Origin of the sequence: Halalkalibaculum roseum, assembly GCF_011059145.1 — a bacterium.
Classification (GTDB): Bacteria; Bacteroidota; Rhodothermia; order Balneolales; family Balneolaceae; genus Halalkalibaculum; species Halalkalibaculum roseum.
Genome location: NZ_JAALLT010000004.1, coordinates 608,625 through 631,322, shown reverse-complemented (window position 1 = coordinate 631,322; position 22,698 = coordinate 608,625). Strand labels below are relative to the sequence as shown.

Below are 22,698 nucleotides of genomic sequence, written 5' to 3'. Positions count from 1 at the left end.
TTGCTTACAGGCTATATGTGATTGTAACCGGGGCGTGATCGGAGAGGTCCCACTCCATTTCAATAACAGCATCTTCGGCCGCATCCAGTAGTTCGGGACTGCCCATATGATAATCGATTCTCCACCCCTTATTTCTGTCTTTCGAGGCAGCCCGGTAGCTCCACCAGCTGTAGAGGTCGGTTTCACCCTCGTGCAGGCGTCGGTAGACATCTTCATAACCGGTCTCCAGCAGGCGGGTTACCCATTCTCTCTCTTCAGGTAGAAAGCCGGAAGTGTTTTTATTCTGTTTGGGATTATGGATATCTATGGAGGTGTGACAGATATTGAAATCGCCGCAGAAGACTACCGGCTTGTCACCGCTTAAATATTTCTGGGCAAAGGGCAGGAAGTGATCCAGAAATTCCATCTTTAGGTCCTGCCGTTCGTCTCCCGTGGTACCGCTGGGAGCATAGATGGAAAATACAATGAGGTCAGAATATTCAGCCATGAGCACACGCCCTTCCTCATCGATCCAGTCAACACCAATGCCGGCTTCCACTCTTACTGGCTTTTCTTTGGATAAAATGCCAACCCCGGAATAGCCTTTTTTCTCGGCCGTATGGTATGCTTCATGGTAGGGCAACTTCTTTATCTTCTTTGGTACCTGGTGTTCAAGGGCTCTCAATTCCTGCAGGCAAATGATATCCGGATCGGTTTGTGCTACCCAATCCGTAAATCCCTTTCGCTGCGCCGCTCTTATACCGTTTACATTAAAAGATGATATTTTGACCATTATATATTTGTCTGTACAACCAAAGTTTGGAACACGAATAAAACGGACATGACCGCTTATAATGATTAGTCTGTGTAAGTCCGTTCAAGCCGCGTTTTCAGCGTTCTATGATTTGCTTTTGATGATGGCGAAATTTCGTTTACCGACTTTTAGGGTGAATTCGGTATCATCATCGAAGGCAACTTCATAGCCCTTGTCGGTAATCTTCTCATCGTCGATGCTGACACCACCTTGCTTCATCAGGCGCTTGGTCTGCCCGTTGCTATCCGTAAAGCCGGTGTCGGATATAATATCCAGTAGCCGAACTTCTTTACCTGATTCGTATTCGTAAACCGGCGCATCATCGGGTATCTCCTTGTTGATGACTGTCTGCTCAAAATGCACCCTCGCTTCTTTTGCAGCCTTTTCACCATGATACATACGGGTAATGGCAAGAGCCAGTTCGTGTTTTGTATCCCGGGGATCTTCTTCGGCGCGCTTTTTAAGTTTCGGCAGCTTGTCCACGGGTACGTCAGTGACCAGTTCAAACCAAGAGTAAATCAGGTCGTCGGGGATGGAGAGCACCTTGCCGTACATGTCGTTGGCATCCTCGGTGATACCGATGTAGTTGTCATACGACTTGGACATTTTTAGCGTACCATCGGTACCAACCAGCAGGGGCATCATCAGAGCAATCTGCGGCTCCTGACCGTCATCTTTTTGAAGGTCCCGTCCAACCAGCAGGTTGAATTTCTGGTCGGTGCCGCCAAGCTCTACATCGGAGTGTAGGTGCACGGAATCCTGACCCTGCGCCAGGGGATAGAGAAATTCGTGTAGCGAAATAGGTTCGTTGTTATTATAACGTTTTGAGAAGTCATCCCGCTCTATCATTCGCGCCACGGTTAGCTTCGAGGTCAACTTAATGACATCCTGAAATCTCATTTTGCCAAGCCATTCGGAGTTATAGACAATAGTCGTACTCTCTGGATCCAGAATTTTGGTAGCTTGGTCAAGATAGGTCTTTGCGTTCTCTTTGATCTCTTCTTCCGAAAGCGCAGGACGGGTAGTATTTTGTCCGGTCGGATCCCCGATCAGCGCTGTAAAATCGCCGATGATCAATATGGCCTCATGACCCAGATCCTGAAACTGCCGGAGTTTTCTCAGTATAACAGAATGTCCCAGGTGAAGATCCGGACGGGTGGGATCACATCCAAGTTTTATCTTGAGAGGTTTGTCCTGTTTGCGCGATTTCTTAAGCTTTTCCACCAGTTCTTCTTCAGGGACTATTTCGACGGTCCCGCGGCGGATAACTTCCAGCTGTTCTTCTACAGGTAAAAACGACATAAAATGATTCTTAACTTATTTATCTAAGGTTGGAAAATTTTCAATTGGGTTATATTTGCCCAGGGTTTTTTCTACCGTTTCGGTAAAATACTCGGCTCCGGGATATATCAGGGCAACGGCATCGTAGGTATAGGGAGCCAGGTAAATGATGTAGGGATAGGAAATAGAATTTTCCCGAGCCTCTTGAGAGGGCAGGTTAAACCCTGCCAGAATTAACAAAAGGGCACTCACAACAATGCCGCTCTTCAAAAATCCGAATGCTACTCCGGCCAGGCGATTTACAAAATTGAGTTTAATGGTTTCCAGGAATTTTTTGGATAAAAAGGCAATGAGCTGTACGGCCGAGATGGTTCCTACGAAAATCAAAGCCCCGGAGAGCAAAGGAATGTAACCGGCATTTTCACTGAACATTGGACGTATCAGTGAGGCTACGTTATCCATGTATTGGAAGGATAAAAATACGGCAAGCACAATCCCGACAATACTCAACACCTCATGAATGATCCCATTCACAAATCCACGATAACAGAAAAATACAATCGGAATTAAAATGAGATAGTCGAGAAGATTCATCAGGCCGTTACGAGAGTTCTTCTTTAACTACTTTACTGACGGTTGATCCTTCAGCTTTACCCTTCAACTCCTGCATGAGCACTCCCATCACCTTGCCCATGTCAGCCATGGTTTCGGCTCCCAGCTCTTCGATTTTTTGACGGGCGACATCTCTTACTTCCTCTTCGGAAAGCATTTTTGGGAGATAATTTTCAATAATCTCAAGTTCCATCTCCTCGTTCTCCACCAGGTCGTCACGACCCCCGCTTTGAAACTGCTCGATGGATTCCCGCCGCTGCTTGGCTGCCTTCATCAACACCTCAATAGTCTGTTCATCGCTTAGAGAGGCTTCGCCTTCCTTGCGTTCGCTGATCTCTTTTTCCAGCAGTTTGGCTTTTAACGAGCGCAGTACCCGCAGCCTGTCCTGTTCCTTGTTTTTCATGGCCTGTTTTAAGTCGGCCATAATTTGATCTTTCAGAGCCATGCCTGGAATTATCGTTTAGGTAAATTGCGATTGGTATTGCCGGCGCCACGCGCCTGGCGACAATAATAATATAGTCAAAAAAAAAGGTTCCATCCGCCATGAACGAATGCAACCTTTTCCATTTTATAAAGAGAACTTAAGACTGCTTCTCCTTAATAAACTCCTGAACACTATCCTGATCAACCATAGCTTCTTTGAAAGCGTATTTGTTGCGGGTAGTTTTGGTAGAAATGATTACTTTTGCCATGCGGCGGTGAGTCCCTTTACGCTGGGCAGCTTCTTCGCCAAATGATTGCTTCTTAGCCATAGTTAATTCCTTTTACTATTTAATTTCTTTGTGAACGGTATGCTTTCTCAGCACCGGATTGTACTTCTTCAGTTCCAGCCTGTCGGGAGTGTTACGCCTGTTCTTGGTAGTAACATAGCGTGAAGACCCCGGCTTTTCGGTGCACTCTAAAATTACCTGTATTCTATTACCTTTTGCCATAATGCGTTATTGCCTTAGTCACTTGTAATGCGGTGTCATCGTTGCAATCCAGAAACGAAAATTGAAGGATGCTTCCGCAACTATATATTCCTGTTTATACGTCTTTAATAAGAGTTCCTTTTTCTCTCGCTTCTTTCAATACGGCACTGATGCCTTTCTTGTTGATAGTACGAAGCGTTTTGGCAGATACTTTAAGTGTTACCCATTTGTCTTCTTCGGGCACATAGAACTTTTTCTTCTGCAAGTTCTGGTGAAACTTGTGCTTCGTTTTATTATTGGATTTGGAAGAGCGATATCCATTAAGTGCGCCCTTTCCTGTTATATCATCTTTGCGTGCCATATTCTTAAGTAAAAATCTAAGGTGTTTCTGTTTTTAGAGAGACCAGAAAAATAGCGGTATTAGCTAAAAAGATCAACGTTTCTTTTAAGGTAAAAAATTTTACATATTAGGGCTGAATTAAAGGCGGCCTACAGAAGCGGGAGCGATAGTTCTTGAAGTATCAAAATTCATTTTACGGGCACATCTCGACATATGTCGATAATTATCATTCTTTCTTTGATTTTGCCACATTTAACACTATTTTCAGGCGTCTTCATCAATATTTAAAACCCTAGTCACATCTACATTTATGGCGAAAAAATCTCCTTCGGATTATAAGGCGGAAAATATACAGGTTCTGGAAGGTCTTGAGGCGGTGCGAAAGCGGCCGGCCATGTACATTGGCGACGTTGGTCAGCGCGGACTTCATCACCTTATTAATGAGGTGGTGGATAACTCCATTGACGAAGCCCTTGCCGGATACTGCGACGAAATTAAAGTGATCATAAATAAAGACGGATCCATGACCATTTCTGACAATGGTCGAGGCATACCTGTCGATGAGCATCCGAAAATTAAATTGCCGGCTGTTGAGGTAGTACTTACCAAGCTTCACGCCGGGGGTAAATTTGACAAAGACACCTATAAGGTATCGGGCGGACTGCACGGTGTAGGTGTAAGTTGTGTAAACGGGCTTTCCTCTCATTTCTATTGCGAAGTTCACCGCGACGGGGAAATCTATGTGATGGAATTCGAGAAGGGTAAAACCGTTCAGCCCCTGAAAGTTAAGGGCAAGACGGACGAAACGGGTACGCTTATAACTTTTAAGCCCGATGCCGAGATATTTACCCAGACGACCGAGTTTAAGTTCGATATTATTGCTGAACGGATGCGGGAGTTGGCCTTTCTGAATCCCGAGATTACGATAGTTCTGCGCGACGACCGGGAAGAAGAGGATGAACTCAAAGAAGTATTCCACTACGAAGGCGGCGTGAAAGATTTTGTCTCATACCTCGACGAGAGCCGTGAGTCATTGATGGATGAGCCGATTTACATTTCCGGGGAAGTTGATCTGGTACCTGTTGAACTGGCCATCGGTTATAACCGAACCTATTCGGAAAATGTGCATTCCTACGTTAATAATATTAACACGCGCGAGGGCGGTACCCACATTACCGGTTTCCGGAGGGCGCTTACCCGTTCGCTGAAGACCTACGCTGAGAACAATCGCCTGCTGAAAACCAATGTCGGAATTTCCGGAGAGGATTTCAGGGAAGGCATGACCGCCGTACTCAGTGTTAAAGTACCCGAGCCGCAGTTTGAAGGACAGACCAAAACAAAGCTGGGTAACTCGGAAGTACAATCTGCTGTTGAGGTCATCGTCTATGAAAAAATGAACGAGTTCCTCGAGCAGAATCCGAAGACGGCTAAAAAGATTTTAGAAAAAGTGATACTGGCTGCAGAGGCACGTGAAGCAGCCCGAAAAGCGCGTCAGCTCATACAGCGAAAAAGCGCCATGAGTGGTGGCGGACTTCCCGGTAAGCTAGCCGACTGCTCCATCAACGATCCTGAGCATTGCGAAATTTACCTGGTGGAGGGTGACTCTGCCGGCGGATCTGCCAAGATGGGCAGGAACCGTAGTTTTCAGGCCATACTACCCCTTCGCGGAAAGATTTTAAATGTCGAAAAAGCTAAGATCAACCGGATCCTGGAAAACAACGAAATCCAGGCTATGATTACGGCATTGGGTGCCGGCGTCGGACATGCCGAAGAGGATTTCGAACTCGAAGACCTGCGATACCACAAAATCATCATCATGACTGATGCCGATGTGGACGGGTCTCACATCCGAACGTTGCTGCTTACCTTTTTCTACCGGTATATGAAACCGTTGATCGAAGGCGGACATGTCTACATTGCTACACCTCCGCTGTATCGCATCTCATACACCCGCGATAATATTGAGTATGCATGGGATGATGAAACCCGTGACAAAATTATTAAAGACCTCAAAAAGTCTAAGAAAAAGTTTGATGTCTCCCGATATAAGGGTCTCGGTGAAATGAACCCCGGACAGCTCTGGGAGACAACCATGGATCCGGAAACGCGTACGCTCCAGCAGGTTACGGTAGAGAGCGCGGCCGGCGCCGACAAACTGTTTTCAACCCTCATGGGTGGTGACGTAGAACCCCGGCGTGAGTTTATTGAACGCAATGCCAAATACGCTACCCTGGATATTTAAGAATATATGGTCCCGCTAACCCAAATAGCGGGACAACTACTTTTACCGAGGCGGGAGTGAATAGGCCTTGGATCGTTGAAGGCAATTACCGACAACCAAATAATCATATAACGAGTAAACCAGTAACAAGAATACTTCATGGCTAGAGAAAAGATTGTTCCCATTACGATAGAAGACGAGATGCAATCGTCCTACATTGACTATTCGATGTCGGTAATTGTATCCCGTGCCCTACCTGATGTTCGAGACGGACTTAAGCCGGTTCACCGCCGTGTTCTTTACGGTATGAGTGATCTCGGCATGCTGCATAACAGAAATTATAAGAAGAGTGCACGTATTGTCGGTGAGGTTCTCGGTAAGTACCACCCGCATGGCGACTCCGCCGTTTATGATTCTATTGTGCGTATGGTGCAGGACTTTTCTCTGAGATACCCGCTGGTTGACGGTCAGGGGAACTTCGGTTCTATTGACGGCGACTCGGCTGCGGCAATGCGTTATACCGAGGTTCGCATGCAGCGTATCGCCGAGGAGATGCTTACTGATATCAACAAGGAGACCGTTGATTTCCAAACCAACTTTGACGATACCCTCCAGGAGCCTACGGTACTTCCGAGCATGTTACCCAACCTGCTGATTAACGGAGCATCCGGTATTGCAGTCGGTATGGCCACCAATATGGCCCCACATAATATTACGGAAGTGATCAATGGCGTCGTGGCCTATATAGACAATCCGGATATTGAGGTTTCCGGACTTATGGAGCACGTTACAGCTCCCGACTTCCCAACCGGCGGCATTATTTACGGGTATGACGGGGTTAAAGAGGCCTATGAAACGGGGCGTGGAAAAATTACGATGCGTGCCCGAGCCAACATCGAAGAGATTCGCGGTAACAGGGAACAGATTGTTGTTACCGAAATTCCCTACCAGGTCAATAAGACTACGCTGATCCAGAAAATTGCTTCCTTGGTTCAGGATGACAAGGTTGATGAGATTTCAGAAATCAGGGATGAGTCGGATCGCGATGGTATGCGTATTGTTATCATTCTCAAGCGGAATGCCAATCCGGGTATTGTACTTAACCAGCTTTACAAGTACACCCAGATGCAGCAGACCTTTGGTGTGATCAGTCTTGCCTTGGTCAAGGGCCGTCCCAAAGTGATGTCTCTCAAAGAACTTATTTACCACTTTGTAGAGCACCGCATTGAGGTCATCATTCGCCGCACCATCTATGATCTCGACCAGGCAGAAGCTCGTGCCCACATACTTGAGGGTCTGAAGATTGCCAATGATAATCTTGATGAAGTTATCAAGACCATTCGGGCAGCCGACAGTCCCCAAGAAGCTAACGAAGCCCTGCGTCGCCAGTTTGCTCTGACCGATCTCCAAGCCAAAGCGATTCTGGACATGCGTCTTCAAAAGCTTACAGGTCTTGAGCGTGATAAGATCGAACTAGAATACAGCGACATCGTCGATAAGATTACAGAATATCGCGGAATCCTATCCGACCGAAACAAGCAGACCGATATAATTAAAGAAGAGCTGCTGGATATCAAAGATCGGTACGGTGACGGAAGACGTACAGAAGTGATTTACTCTGCAGAAGATTTCAATGTAGAGGATATGATAGCGGATGAGGATGTGGTCGTAACCATTTCCAATAAAGGATTTATCAAACGCATGGCCGTTTCCGGTTATCGTCGCCAGAAACGCGGTGGAAAAGGGATGAAGGGTACCACCACAAAAGATGAGGAATATGTAGAGCATCTATTTGTGGCTACCAATCACAACTATATTCTCTTCTTCACTGAAAAAGGTCAGTGCTACTGGTTGAAGGTCTATGAGATTCCGGAAGGTTCCAGGTTATCTCGGGGACGGGCTATCGTAAATCTTATCGATATTGATAAGGACGATTCCATAAAGACCTTTGTACCCGTTAAGACGCTGGATGATGAAGAGTATATCAACAACCACTATATAATAATGGCTACCAAAGGCGGTCAGGTTAAGAAAACAACGCTCGAAGCCTACAGTCGTCCGCGACGTGATGGCATAATTGCCATTAATATTAAGGATGATGATTCCCTGCTGGGTGCATCTCTAACTGATGGCGACAGCAGTGTTATTCTTGCCAACCGAAAAGGAAGAGCTATTCGATTCAGCGAAGAAGATGTGCGCGACATGGGTCGAAATACCTCCGGTGTGAAAGGTATGAGTCTCGGAAAGAATAACGAGCTCGTAGATATGGTAGTTATCAAAAATACCCATGAAGCTACCGTTCTGGCCATATCAGAAAACGGATACGGCAAGCGCTCGCTGGTAGAAGAATATCGGGAGCAAAGCAGAGGAGGGAAGGGAGTGATCACTCTCAAAGTCACCAAGAAGACCGGTGACCTCATTGCCCTCAAGGAAGTTTCTGATAAAGATGACCTGATGGTCATTACCGAAGGCGGAAAGGTCATTCGGATGAACTGCGGCGGTATCCGCACCATGGGTAGAAATACTCAGGGTGTTCGCATCATGCGCCTCGATGGCGAAGAACAGATAGCTGCCGTTACCCGTGTGGTCAATGAAGAAGAAGACGATACGGTATAGAGTCATTAAAAAGTTTTAGGAAACTTCCGAAGTTTCCTAAAACTAATAGAAAAGAACAATTATTAGAACAAGCCAAGTCTCAATGACTTGGCTTGTTCTATTTCAGGCATTATTTGTTACATGAAATTACCCGAGCAAATCTTCTGAAAATCCTACAAATAAAATTGGATCAACGGTTTGTAATTATTTGTTTTGGAACAAAGAGCCTTAAATAAATAGCAAGAGTTTTAAGAAGCATAAAACTTCAATGAGTCCTGCTACCGGTTTTTTAACAGGAACTCAAAATCAAAAGACAAAACATCAAAGTCATGCCCAGAAAGGAAATAGATTTGTCCAAACATGGAATCAAAGTAAATAATATCATACGCAATGCAGCGCCGGCGCAATTTTATGAAGAAGCGATCAAGAATGATACGGGATCTGTAATTGCCAATAAAGGGGCATTGGTGGTACGGTCCGGCAAAAGAACAGGAAGAAGTCCGGCTGATAAACGAGTGGTAGAAACAGATGGAGTTAAGGATGAAATCTGGTGGGGAAAAATTAACATTCCACTGGACAAGCATACTTTTAAAATCAACCATCAAAGAGCCACAGATTATCTTAATACACGCGAACGGCTGTACGTGATTGATGGCTTTGCCGGCTGGGATCCCAACTATCGTTTGAAAGTAAGAATCATAACTGAACGGGCTTATCATGCTTTATTCATGCAGAATATGCTCATTCGTCCTACCGAGGAAGAGCTTGAAAATTTCGGTGAACCCGATTTTGTAGTCTACAATGCCGGGAAATTTCCTGCAAATAAATACACCGAAGGGATGACCTCCGATGCCAGTGTGGATGTTAATTTCGAAACCGGACAGATGGTTATACTTGGTACCGAATATGCCGGGGAGATGAAGAAAGGCATTTTTACTGTCATGCACTATCTCATGCCAAAGGAAAACGTACTTTCCATGCACTGCTCGGCCAATGAAGGAGAGTCCGATGATGATGTCGCTTTGTTTTTTGGCCTTTCAGGTACAGGTAAAACCACCCTTTCGGCCGATAGCAGTCGCAAGTTGATCGGTGATGATGAACACTGCTGGAGTGAAGACGGTGTGTTCAATATAGAAGGAGGGTGTTATGCAAAGACGATTGATCTCTCTGAAGAAAAAGAACCTGAAATCTATAATGCAATTAAATTTGGTACGGTGCTGGAAAATGTTGGCTATGATCCTGAGAGCAGGGAAGTTGATTACAAGGACACCTCGATCACCCAGAACACCAGGGCTTCATACCCGATTGAATATATTTCGAATGCCAAAATTCCCTGTGTCACCGGACACCCGCGTAATGTGATATTTTTGACCTATGATGCATTCGGTGTGTTGCCGCCCGTCAGTAAATTGTCACCGGAACAGGCGATGTATCACTTCATCAGCGGCTATACTGCAAAGGTAGCAGGTACCGAAGTGGGGGTTGATGAACCGGAGGCAACGTTCTCAGCTTGTTTTGGAGCCGCCTTCCTGGCATGGCCGCCAACGAAATATGCTGAAATGTTGGCCGATAAAATGCGTAAGCACGATGCCAAAGCCTGGCTTGTGAATACGGGACTTACCGGCGGCCCTTACGGAACCGGCAAGCGAATTGATCTCAAACAGACTCGAAGCATTATCAATGCCATTCATGCAGGAGACCTGGATGATGTTGATTCCATAAAAGATGACGTGTTTAAATTTGAGATACCCAAAGAATGTCCGAATGTAGATTCAGGAATATTGCTGCCACGAGAAACCTGGGAGAACCCTAAAGATTATGACCGTCAGGCAGATAAGCTTGCAAAACTGTTCATGAAAAACTTCGAAAAGTATAAGGATGACAGTCACAGCTATATTCGGGAGGCGGGTCCTGAAATTTGATAAACCGCAAATAGGAAAAGACAGAAAGCCCGGATAACAATTCCGGGCTTTTTATTAACGGACTATTTGTATATACACAATAAAATCAATAGGTGAGTATAATATTATGATGTGGGAAAAAATTGAAGCCTGGCAAGTAAACAACTAAAAAATACAACACATATATAATTTGATAAATATGTAATATAAATAATAGTAAATACTATTACTTTGTTATTTTCCATCCATCATAACTTCAAGAAGATTGATTCTTTTTTCTATTAATACTTCCGGCTCGGCTATGACAACTTCTCTTGGAAATTGCAGGAGCCACTCATTAATAAAATCAAGATTATCAAACAAAAAGCTCAACCTAAATAAATTAGGATTAATCCTTTTTTTCTTAATAATCTTAGCCGGTAGATTAGCTTCAAATCGGCGCAAAGCAGATTCGGATACATCTACCACTATTTTGCTCGAACTCTCGTCAGACCGAAAAATAAGTGCCTCTGTGTCGATTTGCCCGTAAGGCACAAACTTTTCATCCAAAATTTGTATCTCTGACATGCGATCGAGCACAAAATTTCGAATTGCCTCTCTTTTGTGGGAAAAACCAATGACATTCCAATGGTCGCGAAAAAATACGATTAGATACGGGTCGATTTTTCGCTTGGTCATTTTCTCATCACTCTTGCTTCGGTAATCAAAACCGATGGATTTATTTTGGGAGATGGCGCTGCTGATCAGATACCAGTTCCCGCCGTCTATTTTTTCGGCTCCGTAATTCATATAGGGATCGACCACGGTACGCTCTTCTAAAGATTCCATGAACTCCCGAAGATCATCCGGCAGGAGTTCTTTGATTTTCAACTCCACACCTTCCGCATCTTCCACCAGTGTTTTGTCGACCTGGGATTTAACAAAATTGAGTCCCACCATAATAGTGGCCAACTCCTTGGATGTGAACATGAGGGGTGGGATTTTGTATCCGGGCATGATACCATAACCGCTGTATTCATCCCAGGTAACCGGAACATTCAATTCGGATAGGGCATTGAAATCCCGGAATACCGTACGGCGGCTGATGTCGAATTTTTCGGCTATATCATTTACAGTAAGCCGGTGGTTGGACTGTTGGAGAAGCAGAATAAGCTTCATCCGGCGCTCTGAACTTTTCATACAATGAGGTTAGTTTACCGCTTTGATACTCTTTATTGAAGCACAAAGATAGAGCTTTTTCAGAAGTGTTCTAAGTGAAGGAATTTAAGAACGGGAAATTACCACTAGGGCTTTATTCTTGTAAAAAGACTCCCGGCTTTCTTTATACAAATCATAAGCATTAACGGAAAATTCTTCAGAGGGTCCGGAAATTTCATCGGCAAAATTCATTCCTTTATAAAATATAATGTTCTGCCAGGGCAAGCCGGAAGTCATTTGCACGAGGTCATTTATCTTAAAAGCATGCTTGGTAACCATCAGAAACTCCCTGTTTATAGTTGCTTTTTCTATAGAAAAGTCAACGGCTGAGGCATTTTTGAGACCAAGGGTGCGGGCCATTTGTTTTACGGCCATTACTTTTTTGGTCACTATGTCATTTAAAATAAACTCTTTTTCCGGTGAAGTGATGGCAAGGGGCATCCCGGGTAATCCACCACCGGTACCGGTGTCTACAATTAAAGAGCTATTTTGGTACGCCGGAAGTCTATGAATAAGAAGGGAATGACGTATATGTTCAAAGATTGTTTCACGTGGAACATCCCGGCTTACAAGGTTAATGCGCTTGTTCCACCATAGCAGGCGATCCAGATAGGTGTTAAGCTGTTCTTTGTTTTGATCTATCAGTTCGTCTACGTATAGAAAGGTTTCACGTGGAACATCATGGTATGTGATATCTGATTGTTTCACGTGGAACATTTTATAGAACGCGGATGATACAGATAATATGAATACACGCTGATTATTTAATTTTTTGGAGTCTTAAGATCTGTGATAGCCCTTTTCGATTTAGTTTTTTAAATAAACCATTAAGACGGAAATATCGCTGGGGGTTACACCACTGATTCTGCTGGCTTGTCCAAGGGTTTCGGGTCTTACGCGATTTAGTTTTTGACGTCCTTCTGAGGAAAGAGAGTTAATGCGTTCATACTCAAGTGTTTCCGGTATGAGCATGTTTTCTTTTTGATTCATCTCCTCCACCATTTCAAACTCTTTTTCTATATAACCGGCGTATTTGATCTGTATTTCTACTTGTTCATAGACGCGTGGATCTTCGGTTATGGTTGCTGCTTTTTCTCTTAGTTCCGGATCTGCCTCAATGAGATTGTAGATGGAAATTTCCGGTCTTGGAATCAGGGTTTTGGCCTTAACCGGCTGGGAAAGAACCGTTGTACCTTGTTCTTTAAGCATGGGGTCCATCTTCTCGGGGTAGACGGTATAGTCAGCAATCAGGTCATGCAGCTTGTCGATGGCCTGCTTTTTCTCTTTATAATTCTTGAAGCGTTCTTCAGATGCGAGACCGATTTTATGCCCCAGCTCGGTGAGCCGAAGGTCGGCATTATCCTGACGAAGCAGTATGCGATGTTCAGCCCGGGAGGTAAACATGCGATAGGGCTCTTCAGTGCCCTTGGTAATTAGGTCATCAATGAGTACGCCGATATATCCTTCCGAGCGTTTTATTATAAACTCTTCGTCCCCATTGACTTTTCTGGCTGCATTGATACCTGCCATAAGTCCCTGGCATGCTGCTTCCTCATAACCGGTTGTACCATTAATTTGTCCTGCGAAGAATAGTCCTTCTGTAATTTTTGTCTCCATACTTCGCTTTATCTGATGAGGAGGGAAGTAATCATACTCTATTGCATATCCCGGTCTCAACATTACAACTTCCTCAAAGCCCGGTATGGTACGCAAGGCTTTAAACTGAACATCTTCAGGCAGTGAGGTTGAGAAGCCATTCAGATACATTTCATAGGTATCCCAGCCCTCAGGTTCCAGGAAAAGCTGATGACGATCCTTATCCGCAAAGCGATTTATCTTGTCTTCTATACTCGGGCAATATCTCGGTCCGGTAGATTGGATACGTCCGTTAAACATCGGACTCCGATCAAAGCCGGTGCGAAGCATGTCGTGAACCTCATCATTAGTATAGCCTATCCAGCAGGTAAGCTGTTCCTCTTTAGTGGGAAGATTTTCTGTAAGGAAAGAAAAAGGTTGAGGTTCCTCATCTCCGTACTGAATTTCAAGTTTGTCATAATCAATAGAACGACCGTCGATGCGCGGGGGAGTTCCGGTCTTCAGTCGACCGACTTCAAATCCTAGTTTTTCAAGGGCGGCAGAAATACCTACAGAAGCTCGCTCACCGGAGCGTCCGCCACCATACTGGTTTTCCCCAATATGAATCAACCCATTCCCAAAAGTACCGGTTGTAAGTATAACCGATTGCGCCTCAAAGGTTTGCCCGGTCTGTGTTCTGACGCCGGTTACTTTTTTACCATCATCGGTGGTAATTACATCAACGACATTGTCTTGCCTGAAATGAAGATTTTCTTTTTTCTCAAGCTGATCACGCATCTTTTTGGAATAGAGGGCGCGGTCGCTTTGGCAACGCGGGCTCCACATCGCAGGACCCTTACTCATATTTAGCATGCGAAACTGTACCCCGCTTTGGTCAGCAACAATTCCGGAAAGGCCGCCTAAGGCATCGATTTCCCGGACCAGTTGTCCCTTAGCTACACCACCCATAGCCGGATTGCAAGACATTTTGGCTATGGCGTCCAGGTTCATGGTGATGAGCAGGGTTTTGGCCCCTATTTCTGCAGCGGCTCCGGCGGCTTCACTGCCTGCATGACCGGCACCTACTACAATTACGTCGTAAGATGGATAAAGCGATTTCATTGATTAAGTGTATGTTTATGTTACACTTATAAGTTGTTATTATGTTATACAGCCTTGTAATACTGGTAGAAACTGCTTGATTTATAGAATGAGCAGCATATCAAGGCAAGTTTCCTAAAATAAGATATTTGCAGGAAAAATTTTAGACCCGGCAAATACATATATTTGAATCAATAGGATAAAAAGGAAAATGGAATGAACCGATCGGTCTCCTTAATTATTATTAGTAATCTACTATTAGATTTAAGGTATTAATGACAGCATTCCACAAAGCAATCATTCCGGCAGCAGGTTTGGGTAAACGTATGCGACCACTCTCTTCATATATCCCCAAACCAATGCTCCCGCTGGGTAAGAAACCGGTACTTCACCATATAGTAGATGAAATCCGAGCAGCCGGAGTCAAGGAAATATTGATCCCCACTCGATCCGATCATGAGGAAATAGGGGAGTATTTTCAAGATGATGGAAACATAACAATTAAGATCGATGATTCAGCAGGTGGCCCGGGTGAAGCCGTACTCACCGGAGAGGAGTTTGTTGATGGTTCTCCGTTCCTCGTCATATTCTCGGATGCACCACTTGCGGGTGAAAAAACTGAGAAAGTCATTCAGGGGATGTCAGAAATATTTCAAAAGAATTCCCCGGACGCGGTTATGTCCATTTATCCGGTGCCAAAAAAAGAGGCCGGTTCTAGAGGTATTGTTAAACTTGCAGATCAAAAAACGAACGGATTGTTTGAAGTAGAGACTATTATAGAGAAACCTGATTCAATTAGTATATCAGAACCTATGGCATCCACCTGCAGGTACCTGTTCACGCCGGATCTATTTGATGCCTTAAAAAATGCAGAGCGCGATGAGGATGGTGAACTGCAGCTGACGGCCGGAGTAAATGAATTACTCAGGAAAGGTGGTACTGTGTTAGCTAGTTCATTACCTAAAGGACTAAAGCGACACGACACCGGAAACTTCGATGGTTATGCTAAAGCTCAGGCAGCCTTTGGCCAGTATAAATAAAACTTTTCATTTACTAAATTTCATTGAGTTAGGTAGCTAGGTTCAACCTTTAACTTCTATTTATGCCAAATCCGGGTGCTAAGTTTATAATCTCATCGTGTAAAAAATGGAAGTAAGTAAGAAAATCAGGTATTCTAGTCTTAACTAAAGATATCTTTCAGCAGACCTGTCAGTATGTTTCGTTTTCAAAAAACCGTAATACAGGAAGGAGAATCCTATCAATTTTTACTTAGCCGGGATGAGGAGCCTTTGCGATATAAATATTTTATTTCTCTCCTGCAGGATAGTGAATCCTTCCGCTCTTTTTATATCAATTTGCTGAAGGAAGAGATTCCTTTCAAAGCGTATCAATGGGAAACGCCGCCGGTTACACGAGACAATTATGATCGCCGGTTTGAATTCGTCGTTTATAAAAGTCCCGGTATCGATCTTCCGGCCGATCCCGGACCTTTCCGATCCTATTTCAGGAATCTTCAGCTTGGGGAACAGGTGGCGGTTTTTGACAATCTGGGAGGAGATGCACGGCTGGTTGCTCCCGTGCCTGTTCGTCCGTCAAATAACTATTCCCATATAGGAGTTTTCACGGAGTCAGCCCCATTAGACCAACAGCATGTCCTTTGGAAAGAAACGGGTAGGGTAACAGAAAAGATGCTATCAAATCGCCCGTTGTGGCTCAATACTGCCGGAGGCGGTGTAGCATGGCTTCATATTCGTCTTGACTCAATCCCCAAATATTATCGGCACCGGCCTTATGCCCGGGATGCCCAAGGTTGAGAATTATTAACCGGATAGTATCGCCAGGGTTGACCATTCCGAATTGAAATGGTGCAACAGTATCCCACAGGCAGGTATTGGCATCTTTAAGAATATTCAATTTTTAGATCACTCAATAAAAAGAGAATGAACAAATAATTAGTCACCCGCTTCGTCGTTAAGTGTAAAATAGTAGCAGAATTTGTATATTGTAACGATGAACAGACCGACAAAAATCGCGCTGTTTGTAGCAGCTATTCTCTTTGCATGGAACGCAGCAGCGTTCTGTGCATCCGCCTCCGAGCATCGGTCTCTCTTCTTACAAACTCCCGTTCAAAGTATTCTCTCCAATGCCCACTCTCAGGGAGAGCCACTTGCCTATCCGGATAACCGGCAGACAAAACCCGGCATTTTGCAGATTGACTCTCTGACTGATGTAGAGCTTGGCGACCTGCATATGGATCTTTTCGGGATTCTATTTGTTCGCGTACCGCAATACGGCAATAAAGCGGGTATTGGTGCTGATACAGAAAATATTGCTCTTCTGCTGCAGCGAAAGAAGATCATCTATCCATTTCATTCTTTCTTATAGACCATCCTTTAGTAACTCTTTCCTACTTAAAAATTAACTCGCCGGTCGTGCAGAGTGAAACCTGCATTTATTTAATCCAACGGCAGGCTTTAAATCAAAAATACTACCAGGATGGAAATCGATTTAAGTTCAATTATTATCAGTGCAATCGTTTGGATGTTTTTTATCGTGCCGATTGCCTATGACCAGTGGAAAAAACACAAAAGATAATCGGCCAAATGGAAGGTCGAGATAATCTATAAATTTTGACAGTAGGGGATTTAGAAAACTATAAACTAAGCAACCTGTAGTTAATTACTTCCTTAAAATAAATTGCAGAACTCTTTACAAATATGTGGCATAAGGGATAGCAGCAAGGGGGATCTTTGGATGTTACAGCGTATCAGGCAATGACTTGATGAAGGGAATATCTATGAATTCAATATGCCGGTCGTTTTGAATAAATGGATCGATGACAACTTTGGTCCGTGCATTGCATTCCGAGCGATGAGAATCTGAAAAGGTCCCGTTGCTGCTCTTTTTTACATCGGAATAGGTGGTGTCATCGCCGCAGAAGTAGATAAACTGAAGACTGTCGGCATTAGCTTCTACTTTCCAATGGATAAAGTAGGTTTCTTCTCCCCTGATTTCTTCAACCTGCCAGAACGTATTTAAGAAGACCTGACCGCTGTATTTAGTGAACGGGTTGATAAAGCCCAGTGATATCAGCAGTGCTACTGCTATTTGTAAGCCAAGAGTTTTCAAAATGCCGGTAGACCCTTAATTACTCGATATTATCGTACAGGCAGGGCATTAGATTGGCAGAATATTTCTTATACGCGCTGCTAAGTGTTAATCTCTATCAACACCCGCATCCACCAACCCAAAATCACTAATGTACTCTCTTAGGGAACCCTTCCTGTAGCATTACTTCTTATTAGAAACTAAAACCAATTTATTAATGATTTGAGACTTAATATGGAATGTTAGATAAATTTAACATTTCCCGTTAAACTCCTTGCAGCTCTTTAACTTCGGGTGTTTGTCAATTCATTTATCTCGTGAAAAATTGCTTTGAAAAGCTTTATTGCAATGAGTGACTGGTTGTAAATACAATAAATGATGAGAATAGAAATGCAGACGAATAAAAATTGTATATACAAGCAAATATTAAGATTCTACCTTAGCTTAGGTGACAATGAGGTTAATACGAATCAGATAACTGCCCCCAAAAAGGCAGTATAATCTGCTTAATAAAAATGGCGAGATTATCCGTTACTCGCCCCGGGATTTATATACAGCCCAAGCCGTCAAGCCAACCACAGCGGTTGTTGCACCCAGCAGCAGGGCTATATTTATATCTCGTTGAATACGCTCGGCTTTCTGCAGGTAGGAAGATCCGACACCTTTATGTGCAATGATATTTTCCAATTCCCTGACTCGTTCTTCCAGTTCTTTTCTTGTTTTATCTTTAATACCCATAATGTTAGCTCCTTACTGATTCGATTTACCTATGTAACAATTTTCATTTGATAATCTATCCTTCACGATATCGGATATTTCAAACCGGTAGGTAAGGCGGTTGCTAAACTAACTTAAGTAATGAGGTAACTATATGTTTCACTACCTGTACAGCTCCATGAATGTAACCTCATCTTCATCGGTACCGACCATCACCAGCTCGCATTGTTCTGTGATACTGACATCAGGATCCGGATTAATAAGTTGATGGTCTTCTTTTTTGATAGCGAGAACACTGCATCCGGTCTGCTGTCGAATTTGTGATTCAATCAAGGTTTTTCCATTAAGCGCTGGTGGAGCATTGACTGTGAACACATTCAGACCTTCCGCCACAATAAGAATGTCATTGCGTTCCAGGATATTAAATATGGCATTTGCACCCATGGTCGCATAGGATAGAACAAAATCAGCACCGGCACGGTGCAGCGTTGACACGTTGCGTTGCAGGGTTGAACGGCTGATGACCTGTATATTGGGTCGCAATTTCCGGGCATATATTGTGAGATAGATATTCATATCGTCATCGTGCGTGGTAACCAGAATACAGGGTGCTTCATTGATACCCGCTTGATCGAGTACACTGAAATCTTCAGCCGCCCCGAGGATATACCTTTCATCCTGTTTCATACGATCCGGATTCTTATCAATGATTCGGTAGTTCAGGCCGCGCTCGTCAAAAGCATCTGCTATTCCGCGTCCAACGCGACCCGCACCGACAATAATCACCGGACTGGAAGTGGAGCGATAGATGGCCATGTATTCATCATAGGTCCTTAGTTGTTCAGGAGAACCGGCCATGATCAGTACGCTTTCGTTTTTGATAGTTAACTCTGGGTGTGGTTTGTTAAACTTGCCCCGTTCCCAAATACCGACAAGATTAATACCCATTTGTTCTCGCAAGCGACTTTCTTTGAGTGTTTTACCAACCAATGGAGTCTGATAAGCCATCGCTTCTGCGATAACCAACTGGTCGAAACGTCCGACAACATGTACACGACTATCCTGCCCTATGGTCCTACGCGAAAGGGCTCTTCCCATCATTTCACCCATGCGCATTACGTGATTACAACCGGCCATTTTGAGTAGGTCAATGGAGTCCGCAGAGTCTGCTGTCGCTACAATTGTGACATCCTCATCCAGTTCCCGTACGGTATTGCAGATGTTGGAGTTAACCATGTCGGTACCGGCGGTTACCACCATGGAAGCCTGAGTAACTCTAAGTTTTTTATAGGTTTCCGGATCATCTATATCTCCAAAAACGACACTAAAGCCTTCATCATGATATTCCAATGCTTTAGACAGTTCACTTTCCAGCAGTACATAAGTATAGTTATACTGCTCAAGCTTTTTCATGAAAGCCCTGGTGATGGGATTATAATGGGTAATAATGATATGGTCGCGGGTCTTCTCCGGTAGTTCTCGGGGTGCTCTTGCCCTGGATTGTGCCTCAAGCCACGGTGCGTAAAAAAATTGGATGAAGGTAAAAGGAAGTAGTATCAAAAGAGAGAGCATGCCCGATATTAACACAATCACAGAAAAAGCACGCCCAAGGTCGCTTGTAAAGGTAATATCACCGAAGCCAAGCGTAGACATGACAGTAAGGGTCCAGTAAAAGCCGGTCATCCAGCTATGATACCGGCCTTCATACTCCATGATATAGTGAAACAGAACCGAGTAAATGACTATGAGCAACAGTAGAACTCCCAAGAATCTGGCTAATCGCTTCAGATTATATTTGGTACCCCTGCTGGATATGATTTGCGTAAGTTGCGAGGTAAAGAATTTCAAGAATAAAGACTATAGGTTTAAGAATGATGCTAAATATGTTATCAATATTAGTTGAACTTCGCATAACTTAAAAATCAACTGCTAAAATGAATTGGAAGGTTTATGATTCAAAAGTTTGGCTGCTGTAAATATTCTTAGCCGGACTCATAGCTAGATTTACTTTTCAAAATGAACAGACTTAACCCATCTTTTCCCGAATTACCTAGATAGTTTGTCTACCGATATGAGATAAGAGACCATTTATTGTAGTCTGATTAAAGAGGGGGAGAGCTGAGTCGGTTTTATTAAAACGTTGGATTTAAGATAAGCAATAAGTAGTAAACGGTGCGGTTACTTTATGGCACAAAGAGGCGAGCAGGAGAAAGGTGTGTAAATGATAAATTGAGATAGTGAGAGGTTGCCGTCGGTACGTTTAGACATAGAAATTATACGGCATGGTATTTTAAAATGCCGGTGCATTTTTGGTAGTAGTTAATCGACAGAGTGTACTGATGTTTAACCTTCCAAAGGTTCTGTACTGGGGGCAACACCATCAAAAGCATTGTTTATGACCAGCTTCTTGACCTTTTTTGCCAGGTTTGTACAACCCTGAACTATTTCCGTATTGTTGCAGAAGTAGATTTCCTCATTATTGAGAATATCTTCAACATTTTCGCAGCTGCAGCGCATGATATCAAAATTGATCTCACCTAATTCGTTGCTGTACTGTCGTGCAAAATTGAGCAGTTCATCAATACTCATTTTTCCTTCTTCCAGTGATTTGTCTACTTCTTCATCGGTAAAATGAAGGTACATACATCCCAGAAAATGATATAGTGCACTTCTCGAGGAAATACATGCGGAGTAGTTCACAACATCCTCTTGCGGCTTGTACAGTTCTTCGGTAGCCTTTGACAGCAATTTATCAGCTTTGGCATACAGCTTGGTTAATCGTTCATCATTCATAACAGTCGGTATTTTTAGTGAATGTTGACGTTTTAGGGAAATTTCATGTTCAATTTAGTCCTAATATGGTTATTGATTGTTTTGCAAATTCTATGAGTGGAGTGAAATACACTCCCAAAAACAGGGTCGGTACCAATAATGACCCAAGTATTAACTTGGACTTGAGATTAAACGTGAGTTTTTCAGAATTGGGCTCAGGCTTAAAGAGAAACAGGTTTCTAGCCACTCGGATATAATAGTAGAGGGAGATAACCGTCGTTATACCGGCTATGGCTACCAGCCAGATCCAACCGGCATTAACGGCCGCCCCGAATATATAGAGTTTGGCTATGAATCCGCCTGTGGGCGGTAGCCCGGTGAGTGAAACCAGAAAGATCGTCATACTGATGCCTTCCAGGGGAGCCCGGTGTCCTAGTCCTTTGTAGCCTTCGATAGATTCGGTATGGACAGAGTCGGAAAAGAGCATGGCAGTGTAAAAAGCTCCCAGATTCATAAACAAATAGATGAACAGATATACCAGGATGGATGATACGCCCTGTTCAGAAAATATGACCACGCCCATTAGAATATAGCCCGCATGGGCTATGCTTGAATATGCCAGCATCCTCTTGATATTATCCTGCATGAGTGCAGTGAGATTTCCGACAATCATGGCAAGAGCAGCCATTATTCCAATAATAAGATCCCAGGGAATTTGATCCGTAAACAGCATTTCCCATATTCCGCCACCTGCTGTTTCGACAGCGCCAAATGACACCGAAAAGAAGCGAATGAGCAGTCCGAAAGCAGCAATTTTGGATGCCACCGCGAGGATTGCCGCGATAGAAAAGGGTGCGCCTTCGTATATGTCGGGAGCCCAGAAATGAAAGGGGACAACTGCCACCTTAAAGCCCATGCCTACCAGGATCATAGCAATTGACAGGTTGAACATGGTAGGTTGGGAAATACCGGCATTCAAGGTTTCGTTGATACCATATATATCCGTTGCCCCGGTTATACCGATCAGCAGCGTTAGGCCATATAACATGATGCCCGATGACACCGCACCATAGATAATATACTTCATGGATGACTCTGAAGAACGTCCTGACTTTTTGGTGAAACCCACCAATACATAGGAGCTGATACTGGTGACTTCAAAGGCCAGGTACATGAGTAACACATTGGTAGCACCAACCATCAGCAGCATTCCCAGCACCATGCCGGAAAGCATCATATAAAATTCACCTATTCGAGAGCGGTAGCTACTCAGCTCTGCGCTGTTCATGGAAAAGAGAACTACAAAGATTGCTGCCACTATTATGACCAGCTTCATGAAAACGGCAAAAGCATCTACAGCGACCAGGTCAAAAAAGACCGATTCGTTGACTCCCACTTGAAACAGTATGGCTACCCCGGAGAGAATGAGTCCGCCAAGCAAAATCCGGCCGCCGATCATTTTATCCCGCTTTATAATGATGTCGGCAAGAATGATCACACAAAGCGTAAGTACGAGTATGATCTCAGGATAAAACCAGCCGATACTATGAAGAATCTGTTGATCCATAATCAGT

General features: G+C 43.9%; 21 protein-coding genes. 6 read left to right on the top strand and 15 right to left on the bottom strand.

Going from position 1 to position 22,698, the window contains the following annotated elements; genetic code table 11:
• Positions 1–4 precede the first annotated feature (4 nt).
• From G3570_RS14665 to rpmB, 7 genes are all read right to left on the bottom strand, one after another.
• Entirely contained in the window at positions 5–772 is a 768-nt protein-coding gene (locus tag G3570_RS14665; RefSeq protein WP_165143576.1) for an exodeoxyribonuclease III, read from the bottom strand.
• Positions 773–877: 105 nt separating this feature from the next.
• Positions 878–2,095: a tyrosine--tRNA ligase gene (gene tyrS / locus G3570_RS14660; protein WP_165143575.1), complete on the bottom strand. Its 1,218-nt coding sequence runs from the start codon at positions 2,093–2,095 to the stop codon at positions 878–880.
• Positions 2,096–2,110: 15 nt separating this feature from the next.
• Entirely contained in the window at positions 2,111–2,668 is a 558-nt protein-coding gene (locus tag G3570_RS14655; RefSeq protein WP_165143574.1) for a CvpA family protein, read from the bottom strand.
• 7 nt (positions 2,669–2,675) lie between these two features.
• On the bottom strand, positions 2,676–3,131 hold the full coding sequence (locus G3570_RS14650) for a GatB/YqeY domain-containing protein (RefSeq protein WP_165143573.1): 456 nt from the start codon (positions 3,129–3,131) through the stop codon (positions 2,676–2,678).
• A 136-nt stretch (positions 3,132–3,267) separates the two neighbouring features.
• Positions 3,268–3,438: a DUF4295 family protein gene (locus G3570_RS14645; protein ID WP_165143572.1), complete on the bottom strand. Its 171-nt coding sequence runs from the start codon at positions 3,436–3,438 to the stop codon at positions 3,268–3,270.
• A 15-nt stretch (positions 3,439–3,453) separates the two neighbouring features.
• On the bottom strand, positions 3,454–3,618 hold the full coding sequence (gene rpmG, locus G3570_RS14640) for a 50S ribosomal protein L33 (protein ID WP_165143571.1): 165 nt from the start codon (positions 3,616–3,618) through the stop codon (positions 3,454–3,456).
• Positions 3,619–3,712: 94 nt separating this feature from the next.
• Entirely contained in the window at positions 3,713–3,958 is a 246-nt protein-coding gene (rpmB, locus tag G3570_RS14635) for a 50S ribosomal protein L28 (protein ID WP_165143570.1), read from the bottom strand.
• 289 nt (positions 3,959–4,247) lie between these two features.
• On the opposite strand from rpmB, the gene gyrB reads away from it, so the two are divergent.
• The 3 genes from gyrB (at position 4,248) to pckA (ending at position 10,675) form a co-directional block, all read left to right on the top strand.
• Positions 4,248–6,179 carry a DNA topoisomerase (ATP-hydrolyzing) subunit B gene (gene gyrB / locus G3570_RS14630; RefSeq protein WP_165143569.1) on the top strand — a complete coding sequence of 644 codons (1,932 nt, stop codon included), beginning with the start codon at positions 4,248–4,250 and terminating at the stop codon, positions 6,177–6,179.
• A 138-nt stretch (positions 6,180–6,317) separates the two neighbouring features.
• On the top strand, positions 6,318–8,774 hold the full coding sequence (gyrA, locus tag G3570_RS14625; protein WP_165143568.1) for a DNA gyrase subunit A: 2,457 nt from the start codon (positions 6,318–6,320) through the stop codon (positions 8,772–8,774).
• A gap of 308 nt (positions 8,775–9,082) precedes the next feature.
• Positions 9,083–10,675 carry a phosphoenolpyruvate carboxykinase (ATP) gene (gene pckA, locus G3570_RS14620; protein WP_165143567.1) on the top strand — a complete coding sequence of 531 codons (1,593 nt, stop codon included), beginning with the start codon at positions 9,083–9,085 and terminating at the stop codon, positions 10,673–10,675.
• Between the two features lie 213 nt (positions 10,676–10,888).
• On the opposite strand, the gene G3570_RS14615 is transcribed toward pckA, so the two are convergent.
• From G3570_RS14615 to mnmG, 3 genes are all read right to left on the bottom strand, one after another.
• Positions 10,889–11,833: a helix-turn-helix transcriptional regulator gene (locus tag G3570_RS14615; RefSeq protein WP_165143566.1), complete on the bottom strand. Its 945-nt coding sequence runs from the start codon at positions 11,831–11,833 to the stop codon at positions 10,889–10,891.
• Between the two features lie 84 nt (positions 11,834–11,917).
• Positions 11,918–12,559 carry an RsmG family class I SAM-dependent methyltransferase gene (locus G3570_RS14610; RefSeq protein WP_165143565.1) on the bottom strand — a complete coding sequence of 214 codons (642 nt, stop codon included), beginning with the start codon at positions 12,557–12,559 and terminating at the stop codon, positions 11,918–11,920.
• Positions 12,560–12,658: 99 nt separating this feature from the next.
• Complete coding sequence (mnmG, locus tag G3570_RS14605; protein ID WP_165143564.1) at positions 12,659–14,548, bottom strand: tRNA uridine-5-carboxymethylaminomethyl(34) synthesis enzyme MnmG; 1,890 nt, start codon at positions 14,546–14,548, stop codon at positions 12,659–12,661.
• Between the two features lie 254 nt (positions 14,549–14,802).
• Between mnmG and G3570_RS14600 the strand changes: the two genes are divergently transcribed.
• The 3 genes from G3570_RS14600 to G3570_RS14590 all read left to right on the top strand — a co-directional run bounded on the left by G3570_RS14600 (position 14,803) and on the right by G3570_RS14590 (position 16,912).
• Positions 14,803–15,567 carry a sugar phosphate nucleotidyltransferase gene (locus G3570_RS14600; protein ID WP_165143563.1) on the top strand — a complete coding sequence of 255 codons (765 nt, stop codon included), beginning with the start codon at positions 14,803–14,805 and terminating at the stop codon, positions 15,565–15,567.
• A 174-nt stretch (positions 15,568–15,741) separates the two neighbouring features.
• A complete protein-coding gene (locus G3570_RS14595; protein ID WP_165143562.1) occupies positions 15,742–16,341 on the top strand; it encodes a DUF6940 family protein in 600 nt (199 codons plus the stop codon).
• A gap of 196 nt (positions 16,342–16,537) precedes the next feature.
• Entirely contained in the window at positions 16,538–16,912 is a 375-nt protein-coding gene (locus G3570_RS14590; RefSeq protein ID WP_165143561.1) for a hypothetical protein, read from the top strand.
• Positions 16,913–17,284: 372 nt separating this feature from the next.
• Here G3570_RS14590 and G3570_RS14585 read toward each other — a convergent pair whose 3' ends face one another.
• The 5 genes from G3570_RS14585 to G3570_RS14565 all read right to left on the bottom strand — a co-directional run bounded on the left by G3570_RS14585 (position 17,285) and on the right by G3570_RS14565 (position 22,691).
• Complete coding sequence (locus G3570_RS14585) at positions 17,285–17,656, bottom strand: hypothetical protein (RefSeq protein ID WP_165143560.1); 372 nt, start codon at positions 17,654–17,656, stop codon at positions 17,285–17,287.
• Between the two features lie 510 nt (positions 17,657–18,166).
• Positions 18,167–18,373 carry a hypothetical protein gene (locus G3570_RS14580; protein ID WP_165143559.1) on the bottom strand — a complete coding sequence of 69 codons (207 nt, stop codon included), beginning with the start codon at positions 18,371–18,373 and terminating at the stop codon, positions 18,167–18,169.
• Positions 18,374–18,514: 141 nt separating this feature from the next.
• Positions 18,515–20,200, bottom strand: coding sequence for a potassium channel family protein (locus G3570_RS14575; RefSeq protein ID WP_165143558.1), 1,686 nt, complete (start codon positions 20,198–20,200; stop codon positions 18,515–18,517).
• 495 nt (positions 20,201–20,695) lie between these two features.
• On the bottom strand, positions 20,696–21,145 hold the full coding sequence (locus G3570_RS14570) for a hypothetical protein (RefSeq protein WP_165143557.1): 450 nt from the start codon (positions 21,143–21,145) through the stop codon (positions 20,696–20,698).
• Between the two features lie 49 nt (positions 21,146–21,194).
• Positions 21,195–22,691, bottom strand: a complete 1,497-nt coding sequence (locus G3570_RS14565) for an NADH-quinone oxidoreductase subunit N (RefSeq protein ID WP_165143556.1) — start codon at positions 22,689–22,691, stop codon at positions 21,195–21,197.
• Positions 22,692–22,698 lie beyond the last annotated feature (7 nt).

What these genes read in the sequence shown, in the direction of transcription:
- G3570_RS14665 (WP_165143576.1), bottom strand. Translation starts at nt 772, where the DNA reads ATGGTCAAAATATCATCTTTTAATGTAAACGGTATAAGAGCGGCGCAG.
- tyrS (WP_165143575.1), bottom strand. Translation starts at nt 2,095, where the DNA reads ATGTCGTTTTTACCTGTAGAAGAACAGCTGGAAGTTATCCGCCGCGGG.
- G3570_RS14655 (WP_165143574.1), bottom strand. Translation starts at nt 2,668, where the DNA reads ATGAATCTTCTCGACTATCTCATTTTAATTCCGATTGTATTTTTCTGT.
- G3570_RS14650 (WP_165143573.1), bottom strand. Translation starts at nt 3,131, where the DNA reads ATGGCTCTGAAAGATCAAATTATGGCCGACTTAAAACAGGCCATGAAA.
- G3570_RS14645 (WP_165143572.1), bottom strand. Translation starts at nt 3,438, where the DNA reads ATGGCTAAGAAGCAATCATTTGGCGAAGAAGCTGCCCAGCGTAAAGGG.
- rpmG (WP_165143571.1), bottom strand. Translation starts at nt 3,618, where the DNA reads ATGGCAAAAGGTAATAGAATACAGGTAATTTTAGAGTGCACCGAAAAG.
- rpmB (WP_165143570.1), bottom strand. Translation starts at nt 3,958, where the DNA reads ATGGCACGCAAAGATGATATAACAGGAAAGGGCGCACTTAATGGATAT.
- gyrB (WP_165143569.1), top strand. Translation starts at nt 4,248, where the DNA reads ATGGCGAAAAAATCTCCTTCGGATTATAAGGCGGAAAATATACAGGTT.
- gyrA (WP_165143568.1), top strand. Translation starts at nt 6,318, where the DNA reads ATGGCTAGAGAAAAGATTGTTCCCATTACGATAGAAGACGAGATGCAA.
- pckA (WP_165143567.1), top strand. Translation starts at nt 9,083, where the DNA reads ATGCCCAGAAAGGAAATAGATTTGTCCAAACATGGAATCAAAGTAAAT.
- G3570_RS14615 (WP_165143566.1), bottom strand. Translation starts at nt 11,833, where the DNA reads ATGAAAAGTTCAGAGCGCCGGATGAAGCTTATTCTGCTTCTCCAACAG.
- mnmG (WP_165143564.1), bottom strand. Translation starts at nt 14,548, where the DNA reads ATGAAATCGCTTTATCCATCTTACGACGTAATTGTAGTAGGTGCCGGT.
- G3570_RS14600 (WP_165143563.1), top strand. Translation starts at nt 14,803, where the DNA reads ATGACAGCATTCCACAAAGCAATCATTCCGGCAGCAGGTTTGGGTAAA.
- G3570_RS14595 (WP_165143562.1), top strand. Translation starts at nt 15,742, where the DNA reads ATGTTTCGTTTTCAAAAAACCGTAATACAGGAAGGAGAATCCTATCAA.
- G3570_RS14590 (WP_165143561.1), top strand. Translation starts at nt 16,538, where the DNA reads ATGAACAGACCGACAAAAATCGCGCTGTTTGTAGCAGCTATTCTCTTT.
- G3570_RS14580 (WP_165143559.1), bottom strand. Translation starts at nt 18,373, where the DNA reads ATGGGTATTAAAGATAAAACAAGAAAAGAACTGGAAGAACGAGTCAGG.
- G3570_RS14570 (WP_165143557.1), bottom strand. Translation starts at nt 21,145, where the DNA reads ATGAATGATGAACGATTAACCAAGCTGTATGCCAAAGCTGATAAATTG.
- G3570_RS14565 (WP_165143556.1), bottom strand. Translation starts at nt 22,691, where the DNA reads ATGGATCAACAGATTCTTCATAGTATCGGCTGGTTTTATCCTGAGATC.